Source organism: Sphingomonas sp. Sph1(2015), assembly GCF_001970915.1.
Lineage (GTDB): Bacteria > Pseudomonadota > Alphaproteobacteria > Sphingomonadales > Sphingomonadaceae > Sphingomonas > Sphingomonas parapaucimobilis.
The window spans coordinates 16,305-35,631 of record NZ_MQUI01000014.1 but is presented as its reverse complement, the minus strand read 5'-3'; the positions used below and the strand labels follow the sequence as shown (position 1 = coordinate 35,631).

Sequence of the window (19,327 nt, the reverse complement as noted above, 5' to 3'; positions counted from 1 at the left end):
TTCGGTGTGTCGATTTTATGACGCCACGCTCTCGGCCCTCGTGAAGGGGCAGGGGCGAAAGTTTTGGCTTGAGGATCGGATGGCCCCGGTCCCCAGCAGAATGAGGACGCGTCATGATCAAGAATTCCATGCCTGCCCGTCGCCGGTTGCATATCGGGACCGCCCTTCAGAACCTGACGCTGCTCGGTTTGGGGCTTGGCATGGCGAGTTTCGCGACGGCGGCGTCGGCCCAGGCCGTACAGGGTAAGGCGACGGACAACAGCTCGGCTGCCGCCACCCCGGCGCCGACAGGCGATATCGTCGTCACCGGGTCGCGCATCCAGCGTCCCGACCTCCAGAGCAGCAGCCCCGTCGCGACGATCAGCGCGGGTGAGCTGAAGGCGACCAATACCGTCACCGCCGAGGCCTATCTGTCGTCCTCGCCGCAGTTCGTACCCGCCGCCAGCGGCACGACGAACAACGGCAATGGTGGCACCGCCACGGTCGATCTGCGCGGCCTGGGTTCGCAGCGGACACTGGTGCTGGTGAACGGCCGTCGCATGGTGCCGTCGGATATCGGCGGCGCGGTGGACATCAACGCGATCCCGACCGTCCTCATCAAGCGCGTCGATGTGCTGACGGGCGGCGCTTCGGCGGTGTACGGCGCCGATGCCATTTCGGGCGTGGTGAACTTCGTGCTCAACGACAAGCTGGAGGGCGTGCGTGCCGATGCCAGTTCGCAGGTCACCGGGCATGGCGACGCCGCCCAATATAACGCAGGCCTGGCGGCGGGCGTGAAGTTCGGCAACGACGATGCCGGGCACATTGTCATTGCGGGTCAGTACACCAAGCGGAACGGCGTCTATCAGTCGGCGCGCGCCTATTCGGCGCAAAGCCTCGACGGCAATCTGAAGCCGACCGGGTCGAGCAACGCCACGCCGACGGTCATCGACATCAAGTCCGGCCGCTACCAGATCAACGACGGCAGCCAGCCGGGCGGCACGGACAATTTCGTGCCCTATTACAGCCCCTATAATTTCAACCCGGCCAATTATCTGCAAGTGCCGCTGGAGCGGTACAATGTGACGGCGCTGGGCAGCTACAAATTCTCCGATGCCGCGGAATTCTATGCACGCGGCAGCTATACGCGCAGCGACGTCACCGCGATCCTGGCGCCGACGGCGACGGGCGGCTTCAACTTCGCAATCTCGCCCAGCAATCCGTTCCTCAACGCGACCAACTCCGCGCTGATCTTTGGCGATCCCACCAATCTGAACGCCGACGGCACCGCCAATGTCGGCATCCGTCGCCGCGTGACGGAGACGGGCGGCCGTATTCAGGAATTCACCAACGACACCTATTTCGGGATCGCGGGTCTGCGCGGCGATTTCGCCGACAGCTTCCATTACGATGTCTTTGCGCAATATGGCCTGGCCAAGCGGCATGAGGCGCTGCTGAACGACCTAGACTATAACCGGACCGCGCAAGCCATCAACGCGACGGTGGGGGCGAACGGCACTCCCGTCTGCGTCGATCCCCGCAATGGCTGCGTCCCCGTCAACCTGTTCACGTCACAACCGATCTCGGCGGCGGCGCTGTCGTTCATCACCGCCAACGGATCGCAGGACAATCGTTATACCCAGTTCGTCACCGGCGGCAGCCTGTCGGGTGACCTGAACTTTCTGCAAAGCCCGCTGGCCGACAAGCCGGCGGCGGTCGCGCTGGGCGCGGAGTATCGCCGCGAGACGGGCAGCCAGTCGGTCGATGCCAATTACGGCTCGGGCAACCTGATCTATTACGGGCAGGGCACGGCCGTCCCCAACGCGTCGTTCAACGTCAAGGAAGTCTACGGCGAGTTGCAGATGCCGCTGGTCACCGACCGGCCCTTCGTCCGCGCGCTGAACTTCGAAGGCGGCGTGCGTTACTCGGCCTATACCAACAACACGGTGGCGGGCCGCAACACGCTGGACGCCGTCACCTACAAGCTGGGCGGCGACTGGAGTCCGGTCGAGGGCGTGCGCTTCCGGGCGATCTTCAACCGGGCGACGCGTGACCCCAACATTGCCGAGCTGAACAGACCGATCACCCAGGCGGGGACCGACGTGCTGTCGACGGATCCGTGCGCGCGCGGCGCTCCGCAGGGCAATGCGGCCTTGGCGGCCAAGTGCATCGCGCAAGGTGCCCCCGCCAACCTCGTCAATTCGGGCATCATCCAGGACGTGACCTCTGGCCAGACCAATATCAACGCGGGCGGTAATCCAGCGCTGCGGCCGGAAACCGCCAATACGCTGACGGTGGGGGCGGTGTTCTCTCCACGATTCGCCCTGGGCCTGAACGTCACGGTCGACTATTATCGGATGAAGGTGAACAACTATATCGCCTCGGACGGTTCGCAGGACATCGTGAACCAGTGCTTCAACAACAATATCTCGGCCTATTGCTCGCTGATCGTCCGCAACAACATCTCCGGCCAGTTGACGGGTTCACCCAATGCGAACGGCCAGTTCCCGGGCGTCACCGAGCAGTTGATCAACGTCGCCACGCTGCAGACCAGCGGCATCGACGTGTCGGCCGATTATCGCTTCAAGCTGCCCGGCGAGACCAGCCTGACACTGGCGATGGCGGGCACCTATGTCGACCGCTACACCTTCAACCTGGGGGCGCAGGCGAGCCCGATCAACTGTGCGGGCAAGTTCGGTAACAGCTGTGCGGCGGTGTCGATCAACCCGATCCCGCGCTGGAAACATCAGGCATCGGCCACCCTCGATCTGGGCGATGTCTCGATCCAGGGCCGCTGGCGCTATATCGGACCGGTGAGCGCGGATCCGGGCACGCCGATCCTGGTCAGCCGTATTCCGTCCTATTCCTTCTTCGACACCAATGTCAGCTTCGACGTGAACAAGCAGTACACGTTCCGCCTAGGCGTCAGCAATCTGTTCAACGTCAATCCGCCCGTCGTGGGTGGCGTGGCCGGTAGCGCCGGGTCTAATTCGGGCAATACCTTCCCCAACGTCTATGATGCGCTGGGCCGGACCTTCTTTGCGGGTATCAGCCTGAAGCTCTGATCTCCTCATGGCGGAACGAAAGGGGTGGATTTCGGCAGGGCGAAATCCACCCCTTTCCATATCAGAATTTGGCGCGCAGGCCGATCCGGTAGGAGCGGCCCAGCGTGTCGTACAGCGCCGGATTGACGTCGAGGCCGGTATTGGTCTGCGGCGAAGGCTCGGGATCGCGGTCCAGCAGATTGTCGACCTTGAAGAACATGCTGACCGCCGACGTGACGTTCAGCGAGCCGCCGATATCGACATAGAAGGCACCCTTCATGAAGTTGCGGTCGATCGTCGGGTTGTTGCCGGTCGAGACCGGGCAGCTGGTCGAGCAGACGACATACTGGTTGCCGAATACGCCGTCGCTGAACCAGCGTTCCTGAACCAGCAGGCTGAATTTATCGGTGTCGTAATTCTGGATCGCCAGCCACTTCCAGCTTGGGGTCGCCCCCGAATTGGCACCTGCGCTGTCGATCGGGATCGTGCCGGGCAGGCCGGGATCGGTCACGAATTTGATGACGTGGGTCGCCAGCGCGCGCAGCGTCAGATTGCCGTTCAGCCCCATCGGGTTGCGCCACTGATAGCTGCCCTCGATATCGAAGCCGCTGGTCTTGATCGAAGCGAGATTGAAGGCCTGGACATTGACGAAGTTCGGCCCGGCCGTGTTCTGAAGGTTGAAGGCGCCGCACGTCTCGGTATTGCCCTGGAAGCAAAGATTGACGATCTGCGCCGCCGACAGGCTGGAGACGACGTCGTTCACCTTGATCGTGTAATAGTCGAAGGACAGGCTGAGCCCCGGTGCCCAGCTCGGCCGCGACAGGACCACGCCCGCCTCGGTGCTGCGTGCCATTTCGGGGCGGAGGTTGGGATTGCCCAGTGAGTTCTGGATGATCAGGACCTGGGTGTTGCGGAACGGATCGGTGAAGTTGGGCACCGTCGTCGTGGTGGGCGCGGCGAACAGCTCGGACAGGTTCGGCGCACGTACGTCGCGTGAGGTTACGGCACGCAGGCGGAAGCCGTCGAGCGGCGTGTCCCAGGTGCCGCCAAGCTTCCACGCATAGACCGCGCCCGAGGTCGAATAATGGGTGGCGCGGCCCGCCGCGCTGAGGTTGGCGCGGCCCAGGCTTTCGGAATTGATGAGCGGCAGGTTCAGTTCGAGGAAGCTCTCATAGACGTCGTACTTGCCCGAGCCGTTCTTGTAGTTGCCCGCATACCAGTTGCTGCCGGTCGCCGAATTCAGAAACGGGTCGGCGGGATAGGCGGCCGAGTTGGGGCTGATCGCCGATACGCCCGCGCCATAAGGATCGGCGTTCACGCGGTATGCCTCGCGGCGATACTCGACGCCGGTCGCGATCGACAGCGGCCCGGCCCACAGGTCGATCAGATTGCCCGAGATGCTGCCCGCCGCCGCGTCCTGGGTCTGGCGGGTATGCTGGAACGGGCCGTTGGCGGGGGTTATATAGGCCAAGGCTGCGGCCGATGGCGTGGCACCGCCGAAGATATTGATCGGCTGGCACCCGCTGGCCCGGGCGGCGGCATTGGCGCAGACGATCTGGCCGTTCAGCGTCGTCGCGTTGATCGCCTCGTTATAGCGGCCGGTCAGGCTGATATTGTCGACATCGATGTCGGTGACGTTGATGCCATGTTCGTAATAGACGTCATAGGTCCAGCTGCCGCCGAACACATCGGCCTTGCCCTTCAGGCCGCCGACGAAACGATATTGGCGGCGATCGGTGCTGACCTTGATGTTCGGCAGGATCGCGTTGCTCAGGCCATAGCTGAACTGGGTGATCCCGTTGGCGGCGCATTGCTGCTGGATGGATTGTGGCAGATAGGGGTTGGAACACTGGATGGTCAGGCCGGTTTTGGCCGCCCCCGGGTTGGGCTGGTTGCTGGTCTTCACCTGCGCGATATTGGCGGTGACATACAGCTCCATGTCGGGCGCGATGTCATAGCCGATACGGGTATAGCCGTTGACCCGCTCCAGCGCCGATTGCAGCGAGGTGCCCGAGCCGACATGGCCGGACTGGTCGCCGCCGACGCAGAAACCCACATAGCATCCGATGACGTTGCCCGCCGCATTCTTGGCGGGAACGCCGTTCGACCCGTATTGGAAGGGGAAGGGATTGCCGTTGGCGTCGAACGCGATGCCCTGGAGCGGTCCGGCGCTGATCAGGCCGTATTTGGTATATTGATAGGCCTGGCCATGGTCGCGGTACAGGAATTGCGGCGTGCTGCCGTTGCGGATGCCTGTATCGACCAGCGTCGAGGCGCGATACCAGTCGCGGCTACCCGCCAGATCCTCGCCGAAATTGCCTGGTCCGACACCCTGGTCCTTGGCATATTCGCCGCTGACGATGATGTGCAGCCGGTCGCCCGCCAGTGCCTTGCCGAAGGCGGCCTGTGCCAGCACCTGGCCATTGTCGCCATAGGTGGTGACGCCGGTCTGGAGATTGCCCTTGAAGCCGGTGAAGCGGGTGTCGGTGATGAAATTGATGACGCCGCCGACCGCGTCCGAACCCCAGGAGGCCGAGGCGCCGCCGGTCACGACATCGACCCGCTTGATCAGCAATTGCGGAAACTGGCTGATATCGGGAACGCCGGTGACGTTCGCGCCCACGACCCGCTGGCCGTCGAGCAGCGTCAGGGTGCGGATGGTGCCGAGGCCACGCAGCGAGAAGGAGCTGAGGCCTTGTTGTCCGCTCGACGTGCTGAAGGTGCCCGTCGTCGCGCCCGTCGATCCCTGCAAGGACGGCAGCTGGGCGACGGTGTTGAAGATGTTGGGCTGGGCGTTGGCCTGAATCTGCTCTTCGCCGATGACCGTGGTTGGCGTGGGGGCGTTATAGCCGTTGGCGGTGATACGCGTGCCGGTGACGACGATATCACGCTCGCTGGCCGCAGCTTCCTGCGGGGCGGCCGCCGGATCGGGGACCGGGGTCTGTTGAACCGGCGCGGCCAGCGCGGGGCTGGCCATCAGTGCCAGAGCCACGGCTGCGGCACTGGTAGCGTTACCGGATTTCCACGAGGCGCGGCTGCGCCGATTGCCGATGCTCATCACTCCATCCCCTCACTCTACCTGCGGAGCATGAGCCGGCGATCGCTGGCCCCTCCGTCTCCCACCCGCTTTACCGCAGGGACGAAGGGGCGGCATCTACGACCATAGTCGGTATCCTGGGTGGCTCAGGGTTGTGCGGCGTAAAGTCCGTGATGGGTCAGGATGAACAGGGTTCGCCCATCGACCCCGCCGAAGGCCAGTTGCAGGGGGCGCTCGGGCACATCGATCCGGCCGAGTTCCGTCCCGCCCGCGTCATAGACGAAAACCTGCCCGTTCGCGACATAGACCCGCCCGTCCGCGCCCGTGACAACGCTCTCGCCGCCGCGATGGGCAAAGAGTTTCAGCTCGGTGACGGCGCCGTCCGCGCCGACCAGCCCGGTATAGGTACGATCCTCCGATCCGTTGGCGATGGCGATACGGGTGCCTGGCTGCGCGGCGATCAGGCCATAGGTGTCGAGCGTGTCCGAAAAGCGCCAGCCGCGATGGTCGGTCGGCCCCTGCTGCCACACGCGAAAGGCGGGCAGGGCGATGCTGCCATCGGGGGACACATAGGACGCGGCCTTGGGCTGGCCGATGCCGCGTGCGAACATCTCGGCCAGGGTGGTGAACTGCCCGGTCGCGGGGTCGTATTGATCGCGGAACTCGCCATTGACCCATAGGCTGCCGGGCAGGACGACCCGCGCGTTCGGCGGTGTCGTGCCGGTCTGCGAAAGGGGCGTCACGGCGGCGGGGGCCTTGGGATCGATGCTATAGACCGTCGCAGCAGGCCCGGCCGAGGACAGCACCAGCAGCTTGCCCGACCCGTCGACCGCCAGGTTCACGGGGTCGAGCGGCGCGTCGGACACGACCGACAGGCCCTCCGCCTCGCTCCAGCCATGGATACGCTGGAAATAGCGGTCGACGAAATAGAGCTTGCCGGTGGCATCGACTGCGCCGCCCCCCAACGAGTAGAAGCCATCGGCCAGCCGCCGGACCGGCGTCAGGCTGGGCGAGGGGGCGGGCAGGGCGGCGGGGGTGACGTCCAGCGTCGCGAACTCTCGCTCGCGAACCTCCGCGCCTCGGGTCATGTCGCGAACGGCGTTCTCATACGGATATTTGCTGGCGCGCAGATAGGTGCCGCAGCCATCCGCCTGACAGGTGGCAAAGCCGCTCTCCGCATTCACATGGACGTTGCGGAAACGGATGTCGTTTTGGCCGTACAGCGCGATTGCCGCGCGCGCAGGCTGGAGCGAACGGGTGACGCGGTAGGCGTGGAGATTGGCGAACAGGACGTCTCGCACATTGCGGACCTCGAAGGCGACGGCATCGCGGCTCTCGCCCGCCTCCTCCTCGGTCTGGGGGGCGAGGAACTCCCAATGCGCGACGCTGTCGAGCACGATCTCGGCGCGGCGGTGATGCTCGGCGGAGATTTGATAGACATGGCCGGGCGTCTCGGTGTTCGACACCAGCATGCCCGCCGAAGCATAGGTATCGGGCGTCCACAACCCGTTGAACGTACCGCCGCCGCCGTCCGTCACCCACAGGCTGGGATAATGGCCGTCCCAGCGTTGCTTCGGATCGGGATCGCCGGTGTGATCGGCGTTATAGGGATCGAAGCGGCTGCCATCGGCGCGGAAGGTGCCGTGTCCGCCCTGAAACTTGACGTCATCGACCAGCGAGCCTTCACCCGCGCGCCAGAGCAAAGCGGTCGCGCGCGGGTTGCGCCCGCCCGCCGCCAGACCGAGGCCGGAGACGATGGCGTCGCCCCCGTTGGCGCTCTCGATCAGTCCCTTCGCGCTGCCGACGCCGCGAAAGGCCGGGCTGTCGTCGGTCAGGACGATCTGGGTCAGGCTGGGGTGCAGGCCGATCAGCACGCTGTCGGGGCGCAGGCGCAAGCTGTCGCTGACCCGGTAGAAACCGGCGGGGAAATAGAGGACACGGTGCGTGTCGATGGCTTTTTGCAACACGGCGGTGTCGTCGGTCGCGTTATCGCCCTTCACGCCGAGGTCCCGAACATTGGTCCATTGCTCGACCGGCGGCAGGGCGCGGATGGCGGGATCCTTGCGAGATACCGATGGGGACAGCGGCACCGCATCCGCCCTGGTCGCAAAACGTCCCGTCTGCCCCAGTGATGGCACCGCCAGGCCATAGGAAAAGTCCCGCATCCGGTAGCGCCGCGCAGGCCCGGTGATCGTCCGTCCGCTGTCGCGGAACCAGGCGAAGACCGGGGTGTCGCTGGCGGTCGCGTCCTGAAAGCCGATCTGGGTATAGGCATTGTCCTCGTTGCTGATGACGATGCCTGCACGTGCGACCCGCTCGAACCGGACCTTTTTGCCCCAGAACCAGTCGCCATAGCCCCGGTCGATCTCGATCCCGACCGGCACATTGCGGATCACCGTGTTGACCAGCGTCAGCCCGGCCTCATGCTCGCGGATGGCCGCGTCGCGCTGTCCGTCGAAGCTGGAGTCGAGCAGCGTATAGGACCAGGCGGGGGAGGGCTTTTCGGTCAATATGCCATAGCGCCCGCCATGGAAGTGCAGGTCCTGCCCCAGATTGCCGACCTGATAGATGCCCGCCAGCGCGTCGCCCAGGCGGAAGTCGATATGGGCCAGATAGCTGTGCTGGGCGGTGTGGAAGCGGACCGCGGTGGCGGCGGGATTGCCTGCGCCTATCTCGAAATCGACATTGGCCATCGCCGAGTAGAAAGTGCCCGAATTGGCATCGGCGATACTCTTGTCGAAGGGGACGCTGGTCGGCGGCGGCACGGGAACCGGAGGGGCTTCCCTGCCCGCCTCGGGGGGCAGCGTGCCGGTGAAGAAGACCATGGTGCCGATGCCCTGCTGGAACCCCGGCGTGGCGGGGGCGAGGACGAAGACGGGGCGCGTCCTGCCCACGCCGAACAGGCGGACGCCCGGCCGCATATACAGGGTGCGGGTCAGTCGATATCGGCCCGACGGCAGGAAGACGATCCCACCGCCGCCCTGGCTGGCTACCCGGTCGATCGCCTGCTGGATCGCCGCGCCATCGTCGCTCCGCCCGTCGCCGCGCGCCTGCACCGTCACCGCGCGCGGATCGGCAGGCGCGCGGGTGAAGACCGAGGCGGGGCGGTCAGCCCAGACGGGCGACGCGGCGGTCCCGGCGAGCAGCGCCAGAACGGCAAGGGAAAGCGGGCGCGTCATGACGGTCATCCTCATCAGGCGGAACGGATCGGGGGCAGGGCCATTGGGATAGGCAAGGCGGCGCGTCGGTACGACTGCGACAAAGGTCGTAATGGCCTTTGTCGCCCCAGGCGCGATAGCGAAGGCCGAACGGGCACGAGCGATAAGGGATGCGGGTGAAGGCGACAGACGGCAGTGACGCAGGCGGACGCGCTTATGGCATCGTGGTGATGGGCGTCAGCGGCACCGGGAAGACTACGCTGTCGGAGCGTCTGGGGGCGCAACTGGGTTGCCCGATGCTGGAGGGCGATGCGTTTCACTCGGCCGAGAATGTCGCCAAGATGCGTAACGGCCATCCGTTGACCGATGCGGATCGCTGGCCGTGGCTCGACCGGCTGGGTCGCGCCATCGGCGAGGCGGCACGGGAGGGCGGGACCGTGATCGCCGCCTGTTCCGCGCTCCGCCGGGTATATCGCGAGCGATTGCGGACGGCGGCGGGCGTGCCGCTGTTCTTCGTGTTCCTCGACACCGATGCGCAGGAAATCGCAAAGCGGATGAGCGGGCGCAAGGATCACTATATGCCGACCAGCCTGCTCGATAGCCAGCTGGCGACGCTGGAACGACCAACGGCGGACGAATGCGCGCTGACGCTGGATGCGCGGCAGCCGCCCGAAACGCTGGTGGCGCAGACGCTCGCCTGGGTGGAGGGCCGCTGACCCGCTCACGGCATCAGCCGCTTGCGCCCCTGCGACAAATGCCAGCGCATTGCCAGCGCCGCACCATCGGGGTCGCGGCCACGGATCGCCTCGACGATGGCGTCATGCTCGTCCATCATCGCGCCGATCACCTCGGGCGGGCGCGAGCGCGAGATGTCGACCCCGGCGCGCAGGATGTGCATCACCTCGTCCTTCAAATGGTCGAAGACCGGGATGAACGCCGAATTGCCGGTCGCCTCGACGATCGCACGGTGGAGCACCCAATCCTCGTCATGCGCGGGCGCATCGGACAGGAGCGCGGCGCGCAACGCGGCGAGCGCCTGCTCGATGACGTCCATCTGCTCGCTCGACCGGCGCAGCGCAGCCAGACGCGCGGTTTCCGCCTCCAGGACGAAGCGAACCTCATAGGTGCCCAACGTCTTGGCCAGCTCGTCCATCGGCATATGGGTGCCGAGCCGTTCGGACGGGCGGCGCTTTACGAAAGAACCCGCCCCCCGCCGCGCCTCGGTGATCCCGTCCGACGCAAGCCGGGCCAGCGCCTCGCGCACAATGGTCCGTGACATGCCGAACGTCTCGGCCAACCGGGCCTCGGAAGGCAGGCGGTCACCGATCGCCAGCCCCTCGTCGTTGATGATGCGGACGATCGCCGTATAGGCCCGGTCCGCCAGCCGCCCTTCGTTCATCACTGCCCCCGCTTCAGACGAAATGGCTCAGGACCATCACCAGGGCCAGGCCGACGACCGAGATCACCGTCTCCAGCATCGACCAGGTCCTGAAGGTGTCGGCGGTGCTGGTGCCGACATAGCTTTTGACCAGCCAGAAGCCCGGGTCATTGACGTGGCTGAAAAATACCGAGCCTGCGCCGATGGCAAGAACAACCAATTCGGGGGATACGCCTGACCCGGCGACCACCCCCGGCATGATGCCGACGGCCGTGATCGTCGCGACCGTCGCCGACCCCGCGGCGAGCCTGATGCCGACCGCGACCAGCCAGCCGAGAAGCAGCGGCGAAATGGCGTACATGGTGACGAGCCGGGCGAGCAGGTCCGACAGCCCCGCGCTCACCAACACCTGCTTCAGCGCGCCGCCCGCCCCGATCGCCAGCAGGATCGCGCCTGCCGCGCCCATCGTCTCATGCCACACCGCGTCCTGGATCTTCGCCTCGCGCAGGCGCCGCCCGAACAGCAGGGGCAGGGCGAACAGGTTGGTGACGAGCAGCGCGATGACCGGATTGCTCGCCGCGACCAGCCACGTTGCGCCTTTCAAGCCTGCGGAAAGCTGGCCCAGTTCCCCCGTCGCGATCAGCAGGACCGGCAGCAGCACGATGAACAGCGCCGCGCCGCGCCGCGTCCCGGCACCGCGATGTCCAGCCGGTGGTCGCCGATGACCGGCGGCGCAAGGCGGACGCCCGGCGTGACGATCCGTGCCAGCACCGGCCCCGCGATGATCGCGGTCGGGATGGCGATGAGGATGCCGTAGAGCATCGTCCGGCCCAGATTGGCCCCCAGCGCCTCGACGGCCAGCAGCGGGCCGGGATGCGGCGGCACCAGCGCATGGACGACGCCCAGCCCCGCGAGGGCGGGCATGATGAGGCGCAGCTTCGTGGCATCGCGCGCTTCGCCGTCCGGCGTGTTCATCGCCTCCGCCGCCGCCACGACGATCGGCAGCAGCAGGACAAGGCCCGTCTCGAAGAATAGTGGCAGGCCGATCAGGATCGCGATGCCCAGCGTCGCCCAGGGGGCCGCCCGCGCGCCGGTCAGCCGCAGCGCGCTCTGCGCCAGTGCCGCCGCCGCGCCGGACAGGTGCAGCATCGCTCCCAGCGACAGGCCGAGTGCTACGACCAGGCCGGTTCCGCCGACGATATCGCCCACGCCCTTCTGCACCGCCTTGGCGATGTCGGCGAGCGGCAGCCCTGCGAGCAGTCCTACCGTGAAGGCACCGCAGAGCAGGCCGATGAAGGGATGCAGCCGCCCCTTCACGATCATCAGGACGGCGAGCAGGATTCCCGCCAGCGCCGAGGCGATCAGGCGGATATCCTCGCCGGTCACGGGCGGGCTCCGCGCGTCATCTGGTTCAAGCTCTGCGGATCGCGCATCGACACCCCTCCATGATCCATGGCGGCGTTTTCGCCTGCCGGACTTCTCCCGCAATCTGTAGGACAGGTTTTTGGGCGTGGGCAATAGGAAAGGGCTTGATCGGAGGCAATCGGGGGGCGCATGATGAAAACCTGTCCAACCGAATTCACATGGAGCGGGTTAAAGAGGACGTGGGATCATGTCGGCGCATACGACCGACAGCCTTTGGCCCAACCGGGCCGCATAGTGGAGGATGACGATGGAAGGGATACGTCCGACCGCCTGCCAATCGCTGAGCGCAAGCGCCGAAGCGCTGCCGCTGGCACGGCTGACACCGACACAGATGAAGGTGCTGCGCGGCGTCCATTCGGGGATGCTGAACAAGCAGATCGCGTTCGACCTGGGCATCACCGAGGCCACGGTGAAGGCGCACATGACCGCGCTGATGCGCAAGCTGAACGTCCGCAATCGGACGCAGGTCGCGATCGCGGCGCAGGCGCTCAGTCTCCACGCCTGATCCATGTTGGCGACGCCGGTCGTCGCGCCGCTACGCTGGGGCCAGCGATAAAAAGGAGAGGGCAATGAAGACGAACTGGCTGCTGAGCGCAGCGGGGGTGATGGCCGCTGCACCCGTGATGGCGGCCCCCGCCGCAGCCCCGCCCTCGACCTCCCTCTATCGCACCGCCCCGGCCGATCCGCGCGCGATCACCATTCGTGGCGTGGGCGATGGCCGGGCCGATGACAGTGCCGCGATTCAGCAAGGGATCGACCAGGCGGCGAAGGGCGGCCATGGCGGCATCGTCTTCCTGCCCTCGGGGCGATACCGGATCAGCCGGACGATCATCGTGCGGTCGGGCGTTCGCCTGTTCGGGGTCGGTCCGACCCGGCCCGAGATCGTGCTGGCCGACGCCACGCCGGGCTTCGGATCGGGCATCGCCGCGATGATGACCTTTGCGGGCGATGACCAGTATCGCTCGGGCAAGCCGCCCGTGCCGGTGCCGACGACCGTGCCCTTCGATCCGACGCTGTACGACGCCACCTCCTCCACCTTCTATTCCGCGCTCGCCAATGTCGATTTCCGTATCGGAGAGGGCAATGCGGGGGCGGTCGGGGTGCGGTTCCGCGTCGCCCAGCATGGCTATATCCGGCATGTGGATTTCCACATCGGGTCGGGCTTTGCCGGTGTCTATCAGGCGGGAAACGCCGCCCAGAACCTGCGCTTTTTCGGTGGCCGATATGGTATCGTTACCGAGAAGACGTCGCCCGCCTGGCAGTTCACGTTGATCGACAGCGACTTCACTGGCCAGCGAGAGGCGGCGATCCGCGAGCATGAGGTCGACCTGACCTTGGTCAACGTCGCGATTCGCGACACGCCGGTCGGGATCGAGATCGACCGGGGCTATTCGGACTCGCTCTGGGGCAAGCAGGTGCGGTTCGAGAATGTCCGCGACGCGGGTGTCCTCATCTCATCGGAAAAGAGCGTGTTCACCCAGATCGGCTTTGACGATGCGATCGGCATCGCCACGCCCGTCTTCGCGCGGTTCCGCGATAGCGGGCGGGTGGTCGCGGGCCAGGGGCCACGCTACCGCGTCGCCGATTTCGGCTATGGTCTGAAGGTCCAGGCGCTGGGACGGATGGGCGACTTCGCGACGGATGTGAAGATGACCCCGCTCGCCCGCATACCGGCTCGACCCAAGCCCGCCATTCCTGCGCTGCCGCCGGTCGCCGCCTGGGCGAATGTCCGCGATCTGGGGGTGAAGGGCGACGATGCCACCGACGACACCGCCGCGCTGCAACGCGCAATCGACACGCACCGCGTCCTCTATCTGCCGATAGGGCGTTACCGGGTGAGCGACACGCTGCGGCTGCGCCCCGACACGGTGCTGATCGCGCTGCATCCCAGTCTGACCCACATCTATCTGGCCGACGACGTGCCCGGCTATCGTGGGGTCGGCTCGGCCAAGGCGTTGATCGAAAGCGCGAAGGGCGGGGCGGGGATCGTCTCGGGCGTCGGACTTTGGACCGGCGGGGTCAATCCGCGCGCCACCGCCTTGCTGTGGAAGGCGGGCGAGGCTTCGCTGGTCGATGACGTCAAGATCCAGGGCGGCGGCGGCACGCTGCTGACGCCGGGCAGCCCGATCGGCTTTGGCGACCCGCGCGCGCGGTTCGACGGGCAGCATCCCAGCATCTGGGTGACGGACGGCGGCGGCGGTACGTTCAACGCGCTCTGGTCGCCCAACACGCTGGCCTCGGCCGGGTTCTATGTCTCGAATACGACCACGCCGGGCCATGTCTATCAGCTATCGGCCGAGCATCATTACCGCGCCGAGATCGTGCTCGATCATGTCGCCAACTGGGAATTCCTCGCCCCGCAGACCGAGCAGGAGGTGCGCGACGGCGTCAATGCCGTCTCGACCGAGTTCCGTCACAGCCGCAACATCCTGTTCGCCAATTATCACGGCTATCGCGTCACCCGCACGGTCAAGCCGATGGATGCGGCGGTCAAGCTGTACGACTCCGGCGACATCCGCTTTCGCAATGTCCATGTGAATGCCGAGAGCGGCTTTGCGAGTTGTGACGCCAAGGGCTGCGGCACCTTTGTCCGGGCTAGCAAATACCCGTTCGAGAATGCGATCAGGGACATGACCCGCCGGACGGAAGTGCGCGAGCGGGAATTAGCCCGCCTCGACGTGCCGCCTGCACCGACCAGCGCGGCGACGGCTACGGGAGTTCCGGTGTCGCCGGGCGTCAGCAAGCTGGCGGACGGCTTTTATTCGATCGCCGGGGGTGCGGTGGATAGGGCGGGCACGCTCTATTTCATCGACCGCTTTTTCCAGCGCATCTATAGCTGGTCGGAGGCGAAAGGGCTGAACATCGTCGCCGATGCGCCCCTCGACGCGGTCAATCTTGCGGTCGATCGCTCGGGCCGCCTGCTCGTCCTGTCGTCGGCTGGGCGGAATGGAACCGTGTACAGCATCGACCCCACCGCTCCGGCGGCCGTGACCGTGATCGCGCCGACCCCGGCCCAGGCGCATTCGGGGGCGCGGACGCTGCTTCCCGTCAATGTCTGGGAGAATGGCGAGTTCGCCGACCGGATCGATCCCATAAGCTATCGCTATCCGACCATGGCCGAGATGTTCGCCGCCAAGCTGCGTGAAACCAAGGCGCAGGAATATGTGTCGCCCGACGGATCGGTGGTGCTGCCCGCTTTTCGCGTCTGGAACCAGGGGCCGGACGATCATCAGGGCTGGCGCTGGTCGGATACGCTCGACGCCTATGGCCTGACGGATGCGCCGGTTGGCGGCGAAGTGGTGCTGACCAACGGCTCGGAGAACCGGACCTACGCCGGACGGGTCGGCGAGGGCGGCCGCGTCACCGATCTGCGGGTGCTGGCGGAGCGTGGGGGCGAGAGCGCGGTGCGCGATGCGACAGGCAGGCTGTATGTCGCGAACGGACAGGTCTTTGTCTACAATCCCGACGGTTCGCTGTTACGCCGGATCGACATGCCCGAACGGCCGCTGCAACTGGTGCTGGGCAAAGGGGAGCCGGGGCGGCTGTTCATCCTGACCCATCACGGCCTCTACGCCGCTGCGCTATAGGGAGGCGGAGCCGATCCGTTTGTTGAGGAGCCGGACGTCTTGCGGCACGTTATCGTGGCATGACAAAGCCTCAATCCGATCCCGTCGGCCCCGGTCAGGAAAGCGTCTGGACCTATCCGCGCCCTGCCATCGCCGAGCCAAGCCCGCGCCATGTCCGGATCGCGCATCGGGGTATCGTGATCGCCGACACCCGCGCGGCCGTCCGGACGCTGGAGACCAGCCATCCGCCCAGCTGGTATCTGCCGCCTGCCGATATCAATCAGGGCGTGCTCAGGCGGTCGGATCGCCGGTCTTTTTGCGAATGGAAGGGCGAGGCGATCTACTGGCATGTCACTCTCGGAGAGACGGTGCTCCGTGATGTCGCGTGGAGCTACCCTAACCCTATGCCGGGCTTTGCGATCCTGCGCGATCACCTCGCCTTTTACGCGGGGCCGTTCGACCATTGCACGGTCGATGGGGAGCAGGTCAGGCCACAGCCGGGCGGTTTCTATGGCGGCTGGATTACGGCCGATCTGGCAGGCCCCTTCAAGGGCGTGCCGGGCAGCATGGGCTGGTAGCTCTTACAGCGCCCTGAGGGCCGCCGAAGGCCTCGCCCGCAGCACCGGCAAGGTTCCGGCGACACCAATCCCCACCGTCACGGCCGCACCGGTCGTCAGCGTGGCCAGGATGATGCCCCAGTCGGGCAGCCATTCGAATTCGAAGATGCGCGTGACGACGAACCACCCGCCGCCTGCGCCCAGTATCAGCGCAACCGTCCCCACAATGGCCGCCAGCAGCGCATATTCGATTGCCTGCATCGCCAGCACCTGTGCGCGTGTCGCGCCCAGCACCTTCAGCATGACCGCATCATAGGTCCGCGCCGCCCGCGCCGCCGCAATCGCGCCGAGCAGCACCGCGATCCCCGCCAGCACCGCGATCCCGGCTGCGACGGTGATGGCGGTGGCCATCTGCCCGACGACGTCCTGGATCTGCTTCAAGACGCCGCCGACTTCGACGACCGAGGTAGACGGAAAACGGGGCAGCAGGGCACGCGTCACGGCAGAGCCTTGCGCGGCAGGCATGTCGATGGTCGCGGCCAGATTGTGCGGCACGTCCTGCAATGCACCGGGTGAAAAGACCATCACGAAGTTGAAACCCAGCGTGTCCCAGGCAATCCGCCGGAACGAGGCGATCCGTGCCGTGCGCTCCAGACCCAGGACCGAGATCGTCAGCAGGTCGCCGATCCGCAGGTCCAGCGCTTTGGCCAGCCGTTCGTCGATCGACACCAGGCTCTGACGTTGCTCCGCTCCGTCCCACCACCGCCCGGCGGTCAGCGAACTGCCGGGGGGCAGCGTCGCGGCGAAGGTCAGCCCGCGCTCCCCCCGCAGCGCCCATGCGCCATCGGGGATCGACTGGAGATCGGCGACGCGGGTCGCGCCATAGGCGGTGATCGTGCCACGCATCAGCGGGACGGTGGAAATGCGAGCCGTAGGGGCGACCGACATGATCGTCCTGCGAAATTCGGCTTCCCGCTCGGGCGGTACGTCGAGGGCGAACAACGCAGGCGCTCGGGCCGGGACGGATCGGCGGATATTGCCGTCGATGCTGGTGCGGATGCTGGCGAGCAGCACGAACAGGGTCAGGCCCAGCCCGAGTGCGACGACGAGCGATACCGTCCGCGAACCGGGGCGATAGAGCGCGGTGAGCGCCAGTCGCGGCAGCGGACGGCGCGGACGGGGAAGCCGCCGGGCGATGGTGCGGACCGCCAGGCCGATTGCGACCAGTACCGTCAGGGTCCCGGCGGTCGCACCGAGAAAGGCGGCGGCAAAGGCCGGGCGGCCGGTGGTCGACAGGGCCAGCGCCACGACGGGAAGGCCCGCCGCCGCACCCCAGAAGATTCCGCGCCATTCTCCACCGGAGCGCGGGTCCAGAACGCCGCGCAGCAGGGCGGCAGCCGGAACCCGCCCCGCCGCGACCAGCGGCCGCGCGCAAAAGGCCAGTGCGATCAACAGGCCATAGGCCGCTGCCAGCGCCAGCGGTCCCGGCGCGAGGGTCAGCCCGGGGGCTATCGGCAACACGGCTCCAACCGCGATCCCGACCAGCGGCACCGCCACGATCCCCGCGACCAGGCCGAGCAGAATGCCGACCCCGGCGACCGCCAGCACCTGCAGCAGATAGACCTTCGCCACCAAACCGGATGTCGCGCCAAGAACCTTCAGCATCGCAATTGTCGTGCGCCGCGCATCCAGATAGGAGCTGACGCCATTGCCGACCCCGATCCCTGAGATCACCAGCGCGGCCAGCCCGACCAAAGTCAGGAACTCCGCCATGCGCGCGACGAAGCGGCTGGCACCGGGCGAGGCGCGGTCGCGGGTCCGGGTTTCCCAACCGGCCGTCGCAAAACGCTGCTCGAACGCCTTGGCGATCCGCGACGGATCATTGACCGTGGCGAGCCGATATTTGCTTTCGTACAGGCTGCCAGGCTGGATCAGCCCGGTCCGGTTCAGCCCGCCGCGTGACACGATGGCCACCGGCCCCAAGGTGAACCCTTCGCCCAGACGGTCCGGCTCGTCCGCGATGATCCCGCCGACCCGGAAATTTGCCGTTCCGAAGCGCAAGCGATCACCCTTGGCGACCGCCAGCCGCTCGGCGAGACCGCGCCCGATCCAAACGGTTTGGTCGTTCGGCGCTCGGACGACCTGCCCGTCGGTCAGGGTCATTCGTCCATAGAGCGGATAGGCCGCGTCGACGGCCTTCAACTGGACGGGCGCGGTCGCTCCGGTCACCGTGACCGCCATCGACTGCATGCGCTGGGTTTCCGAGACGCGCCCGACCGCCTGCATCGCCGCCAGCTCGGGCGGCTCGGCCCGACGCTGCGACACCGACAATTCCAGATCACCGCCCAGCAGCACCCGTCCCCGCGCCGCCAGTTCGCCGCCGATCGCCTCGCCCAGGCTGCCGATCGCCGCAAGCGCGCCGACGCCCAGGAACAGGCAGAGCAGCAACAGCCGCAACCCCCGGAAGCGAACAGATAGCTCCCGCCGGGCGAGCCTCCACGCCAAAGGCCAATCGCTCATGCGACGATCCGGCCATCGGCAAGTTCGATCACCCGGTCGCAGCGTCGTGCGAGTGAAGGGTCATGGGTAATGACGACCAGGGTCGCGCCGGTTGCGGCGCGGCGATCGAACAGCAGGTCCATCACGCGTGCGCCTGTGGCGCCGTCGAGATTGCCGGTCGGTTCGTCGGCAAAGACGATCCGGGGGCGTGGGCCGAGCGCGCGAGCAATGGCAACCCGCTGCTGCTCACCGCCCGACAGCTGGGCGGGATAATGGTCCAGTCGATGCGCCAGTCCGACCGCTGCCAGTTCGGCTTCGGCACGCGCAAAGGCATCGGTTTCCCCGGCCAGTTCCATCGGCACTGCGACATTCTCGCGCGCGGTCATCGTGGGCAGGAGGTGGAAGGCCTGGAGGACGATCCCGATCCGGCCGCGCCGCGCGATGGCCAGCCCGTCTTCGTCCAACGCTCCGAAATCGGCGCCCGCCACCTCGACACGCCCCGAGGTCGCGCGCTCCAGCCCGGATAGCACGGCCATCAGCGAGGATTTGCCCGACCCCGACGCGCCGAGCAGCGCCAGGCTCTCGCCATCCGCCACCTCCAGGTCGATACCCTTCAGGATTTCGACCGGCGCGGCCCCGCCCAGCGTCAGCCTTACATCCGTGGCCCGGATGACCATATTGCCT

12 protein-coding genes are annotated in these 19,327 nt (G+C 66.5%); 5 read left to right on the top strand and 7 right to left on the bottom strand.

The window, feature by feature from the left end; translation table 11 throughout:
* Positions 1–113: 113 nt before the first annotated feature.
* Complete coding sequence (locus BSZ14_RS07945) at positions 114–3,044, top strand: TonB-dependent receptor plug domain-containing protein (protein WP_083748163.1); 2,931 nt, start codon at positions 114–116, stop codon at positions 3,042–3,044.
* Between the two features lie 61 nt (positions 3,045–3,105).
* On the opposite strand, the gene BSZ14_RS07940 is transcribed toward BSZ14_RS07945, so the two are convergent.
* Positions 3,106–6,081 carry a TonB-dependent receptor plug domain-containing protein gene (locus BSZ14_RS07940; protein ID WP_076710509.1) on the bottom strand — a complete coding sequence of 992 codons (2,976 nt, stop codon included), beginning with the start codon at positions 6,079–6,081 and terminating at the stop codon, positions 3,106–3,108.
* A 125-nt stretch (positions 6,082–6,206) separates the two neighbouring features.
* Complete coding sequence (locus BSZ14_RS07935; protein WP_076710536.1) at positions 6,207–9,248, bottom strand: glycosyl hydrolase family 28-related protein; 3,042 nt, start codon at positions 9,246–9,248, stop codon at positions 6,207–6,209.
* A 146-nt stretch (positions 9,249–9,394) separates the two neighbouring features.
* Here BSZ14_RS07935 and BSZ14_RS07930 point away from each other — a divergent pair, with 146 nt between their 5' ends.
* On the top strand, positions 9,395–9,934 hold the full coding sequence (locus BSZ14_RS07930; RefSeq protein ID WP_338012079.1) for a gluconokinase: 540 nt from the start codon (positions 9,395–9,397) through the stop codon (positions 9,932–9,934).
* Between the two features lie 5 nt (positions 9,935–9,939).
* Here BSZ14_RS07930 and BSZ14_RS07925 read toward each other — a convergent pair whose 3' ends face one another.
* From BSZ14_RS07925 to BSZ14_RS20245, 3 genes are read right to left on the bottom strand one after another with little or no spacing between them, the layout of a single operon-like run.
* A complete protein-coding gene (locus BSZ14_RS07925; protein ID WP_076710508.1) occupies positions 9,940–10,617 on the bottom strand; it encodes a FadR/GntR family transcriptional regulator in 678 nt (225 codons plus the stop codon).
* A gap of 13 nt (positions 10,618–10,630) precedes the next feature.
* The gene (locus tag BSZ14_RS20250; protein ID WP_338012078.1) at positions 10,631–11,257 is read right to left on the bottom strand and encodes a GntP family permease; all 627 of its coding nucleotides are present in this window, start codon (positions 11,255–11,257) and stop codon (positions 10,631–10,633) included.
* The gene (locus BSZ14_RS20245) at positions 11,236–11,982 is read right to left on the bottom strand and encodes a GntT/GntP/DsdX family permease (protein ID WP_338012077.1); all 747 of its coding nucleotides are present in this window, start codon (positions 11,980–11,982) and stop codon (positions 11,236–11,238) included. Before BSZ14_RS20245 ends, BSZ14_RS20250 begins: the two co-directional genes overlap by 22 nt.
* 286 nt (positions 11,983–12,268) lie before the next feature.
* Between BSZ14_RS20245 and BSZ14_RS07915 the strand changes: the two genes are divergently transcribed.
* The 3 genes from BSZ14_RS07915 (at position 12,269) to BSZ14_RS07905 (ending at position 16,165) form a co-directional block, all read left to right on the top strand.
* Positions 12,269–12,526 (top strand): helix-turn-helix domain-containing protein, encoded by a 258-nt coding sequence (locus BSZ14_RS07915; RefSeq protein WP_042489371.1) that lies wholly within the window; start codon positions 12,269–12,271, stop codon positions 12,524–12,526.
* Positions 12,527–12,590: 64 nt separating this feature from the next.
* Complete coding sequence (locus BSZ14_RS07910) at positions 12,591–15,608, top strand: glycosyl hydrolase family 28-related protein (RefSeq protein ID WP_076710507.1); 3,018 nt, start codon at positions 12,591–12,593, stop codon at positions 15,606–15,608.
* Positions 15,609–15,667: 59 nt separating this feature from the next.
* Positions 15,668–16,165, top strand: coding sequence for a DUF427 domain-containing protein (locus BSZ14_RS07905; RefSeq protein ID WP_042489100.1), 498 nt, complete (start codon positions 15,668–15,670; stop codon positions 16,163–16,165).
* A 3-nt stretch (positions 16,166–16,168) separates the two neighbouring features.
* On the opposite strand, the gene BSZ14_RS07900 is transcribed toward BSZ14_RS07905, so the two are convergent.
* Together BSZ14_RS07900 and BSZ14_RS07895 are read right to left on the bottom strand one after the other, a co-directional pair.
* On the bottom strand, positions 16,169–18,664 hold the full coding sequence (locus BSZ14_RS07900; RefSeq protein WP_042489103.1) for an ABC transporter permease: 2,496 nt from the start codon (positions 18,662–18,664) through the stop codon (positions 16,169–16,171).
* Positions 18,661–19,320 carry an ABC transporter ATP-binding protein gene (locus tag BSZ14_RS07895; protein ID WP_241823689.1) on the bottom strand — a complete coding sequence of 220 codons (660 nt, stop codon included), beginning with the start codon at positions 19,318–19,320 and terminating at the stop codon, positions 18,661–18,663. Before BSZ14_RS07895 ends, BSZ14_RS07900 begins: the two co-directional genes overlap by 4 nt.
* Positions 19,321–19,327 lie beyond the last annotated feature (7 nt).

Coding starts and splice junctions, on each gene's coding strand:
- BSZ14_RS07905 (WP_042489100.1), top strand. CDS start 15,668: ATGACAAAGCCTCAATCCGATCCCGTCGGCCCCGGTCAGGAAAGCGTC.
- BSZ14_RS07945 (WP_083748163.1), top strand. CDS start 114: ATGATCAAGAATTCCATGCCTGCCCGTCGCCGGTTGCATATCGGGACC.
- BSZ14_RS07925 (WP_076710508.1), bottom strand. CDS start 10,617: ATGAACGAAGGGCGGCTGGCGGACCGGGCCTATACGGCGATCGTCCGC.
- BSZ14_RS07940 (WP_076710509.1), bottom strand. CDS start 6,081: ATGAGCATCGGCAATCGGCGCAGCCGCGCCTCGTGGAAATCCGGTAAC.
- BSZ14_RS07935 (WP_076710536.1), bottom strand. CDS start 9,248: ATGACCGTCATGACGCGCCCGCTTTCCCTTGCCGTTCTGGCGCTGCTC.
- BSZ14_RS07895 (WP_241823689.1), bottom strand. CDS start 19,320: ATGGTCATCCGGGCCACGGATGTAAGGCTGACGCTGGGCGGGGCCGCG.
- BSZ14_RS07910 (WP_076710507.1), top strand. CDS start 12,591: ATGAAGACGAACTGGCTGCTGAGCGCAGCGGGGGTGATGGCCGCTGCA.
- BSZ14_RS07915 (WP_042489371.1), top strand. CDS start 12,269: ATGGAAGGGATACGTCCGACCGCCTGCCAATCGCTGAGCGCAAGCGCC.
- BSZ14_RS07900 (WP_042489103.1), bottom strand. CDS start 18,664: ATGAGCGATTGGCCTTTGGCGTGGAGGCTCGCCCGGCGGGAGCTATCT.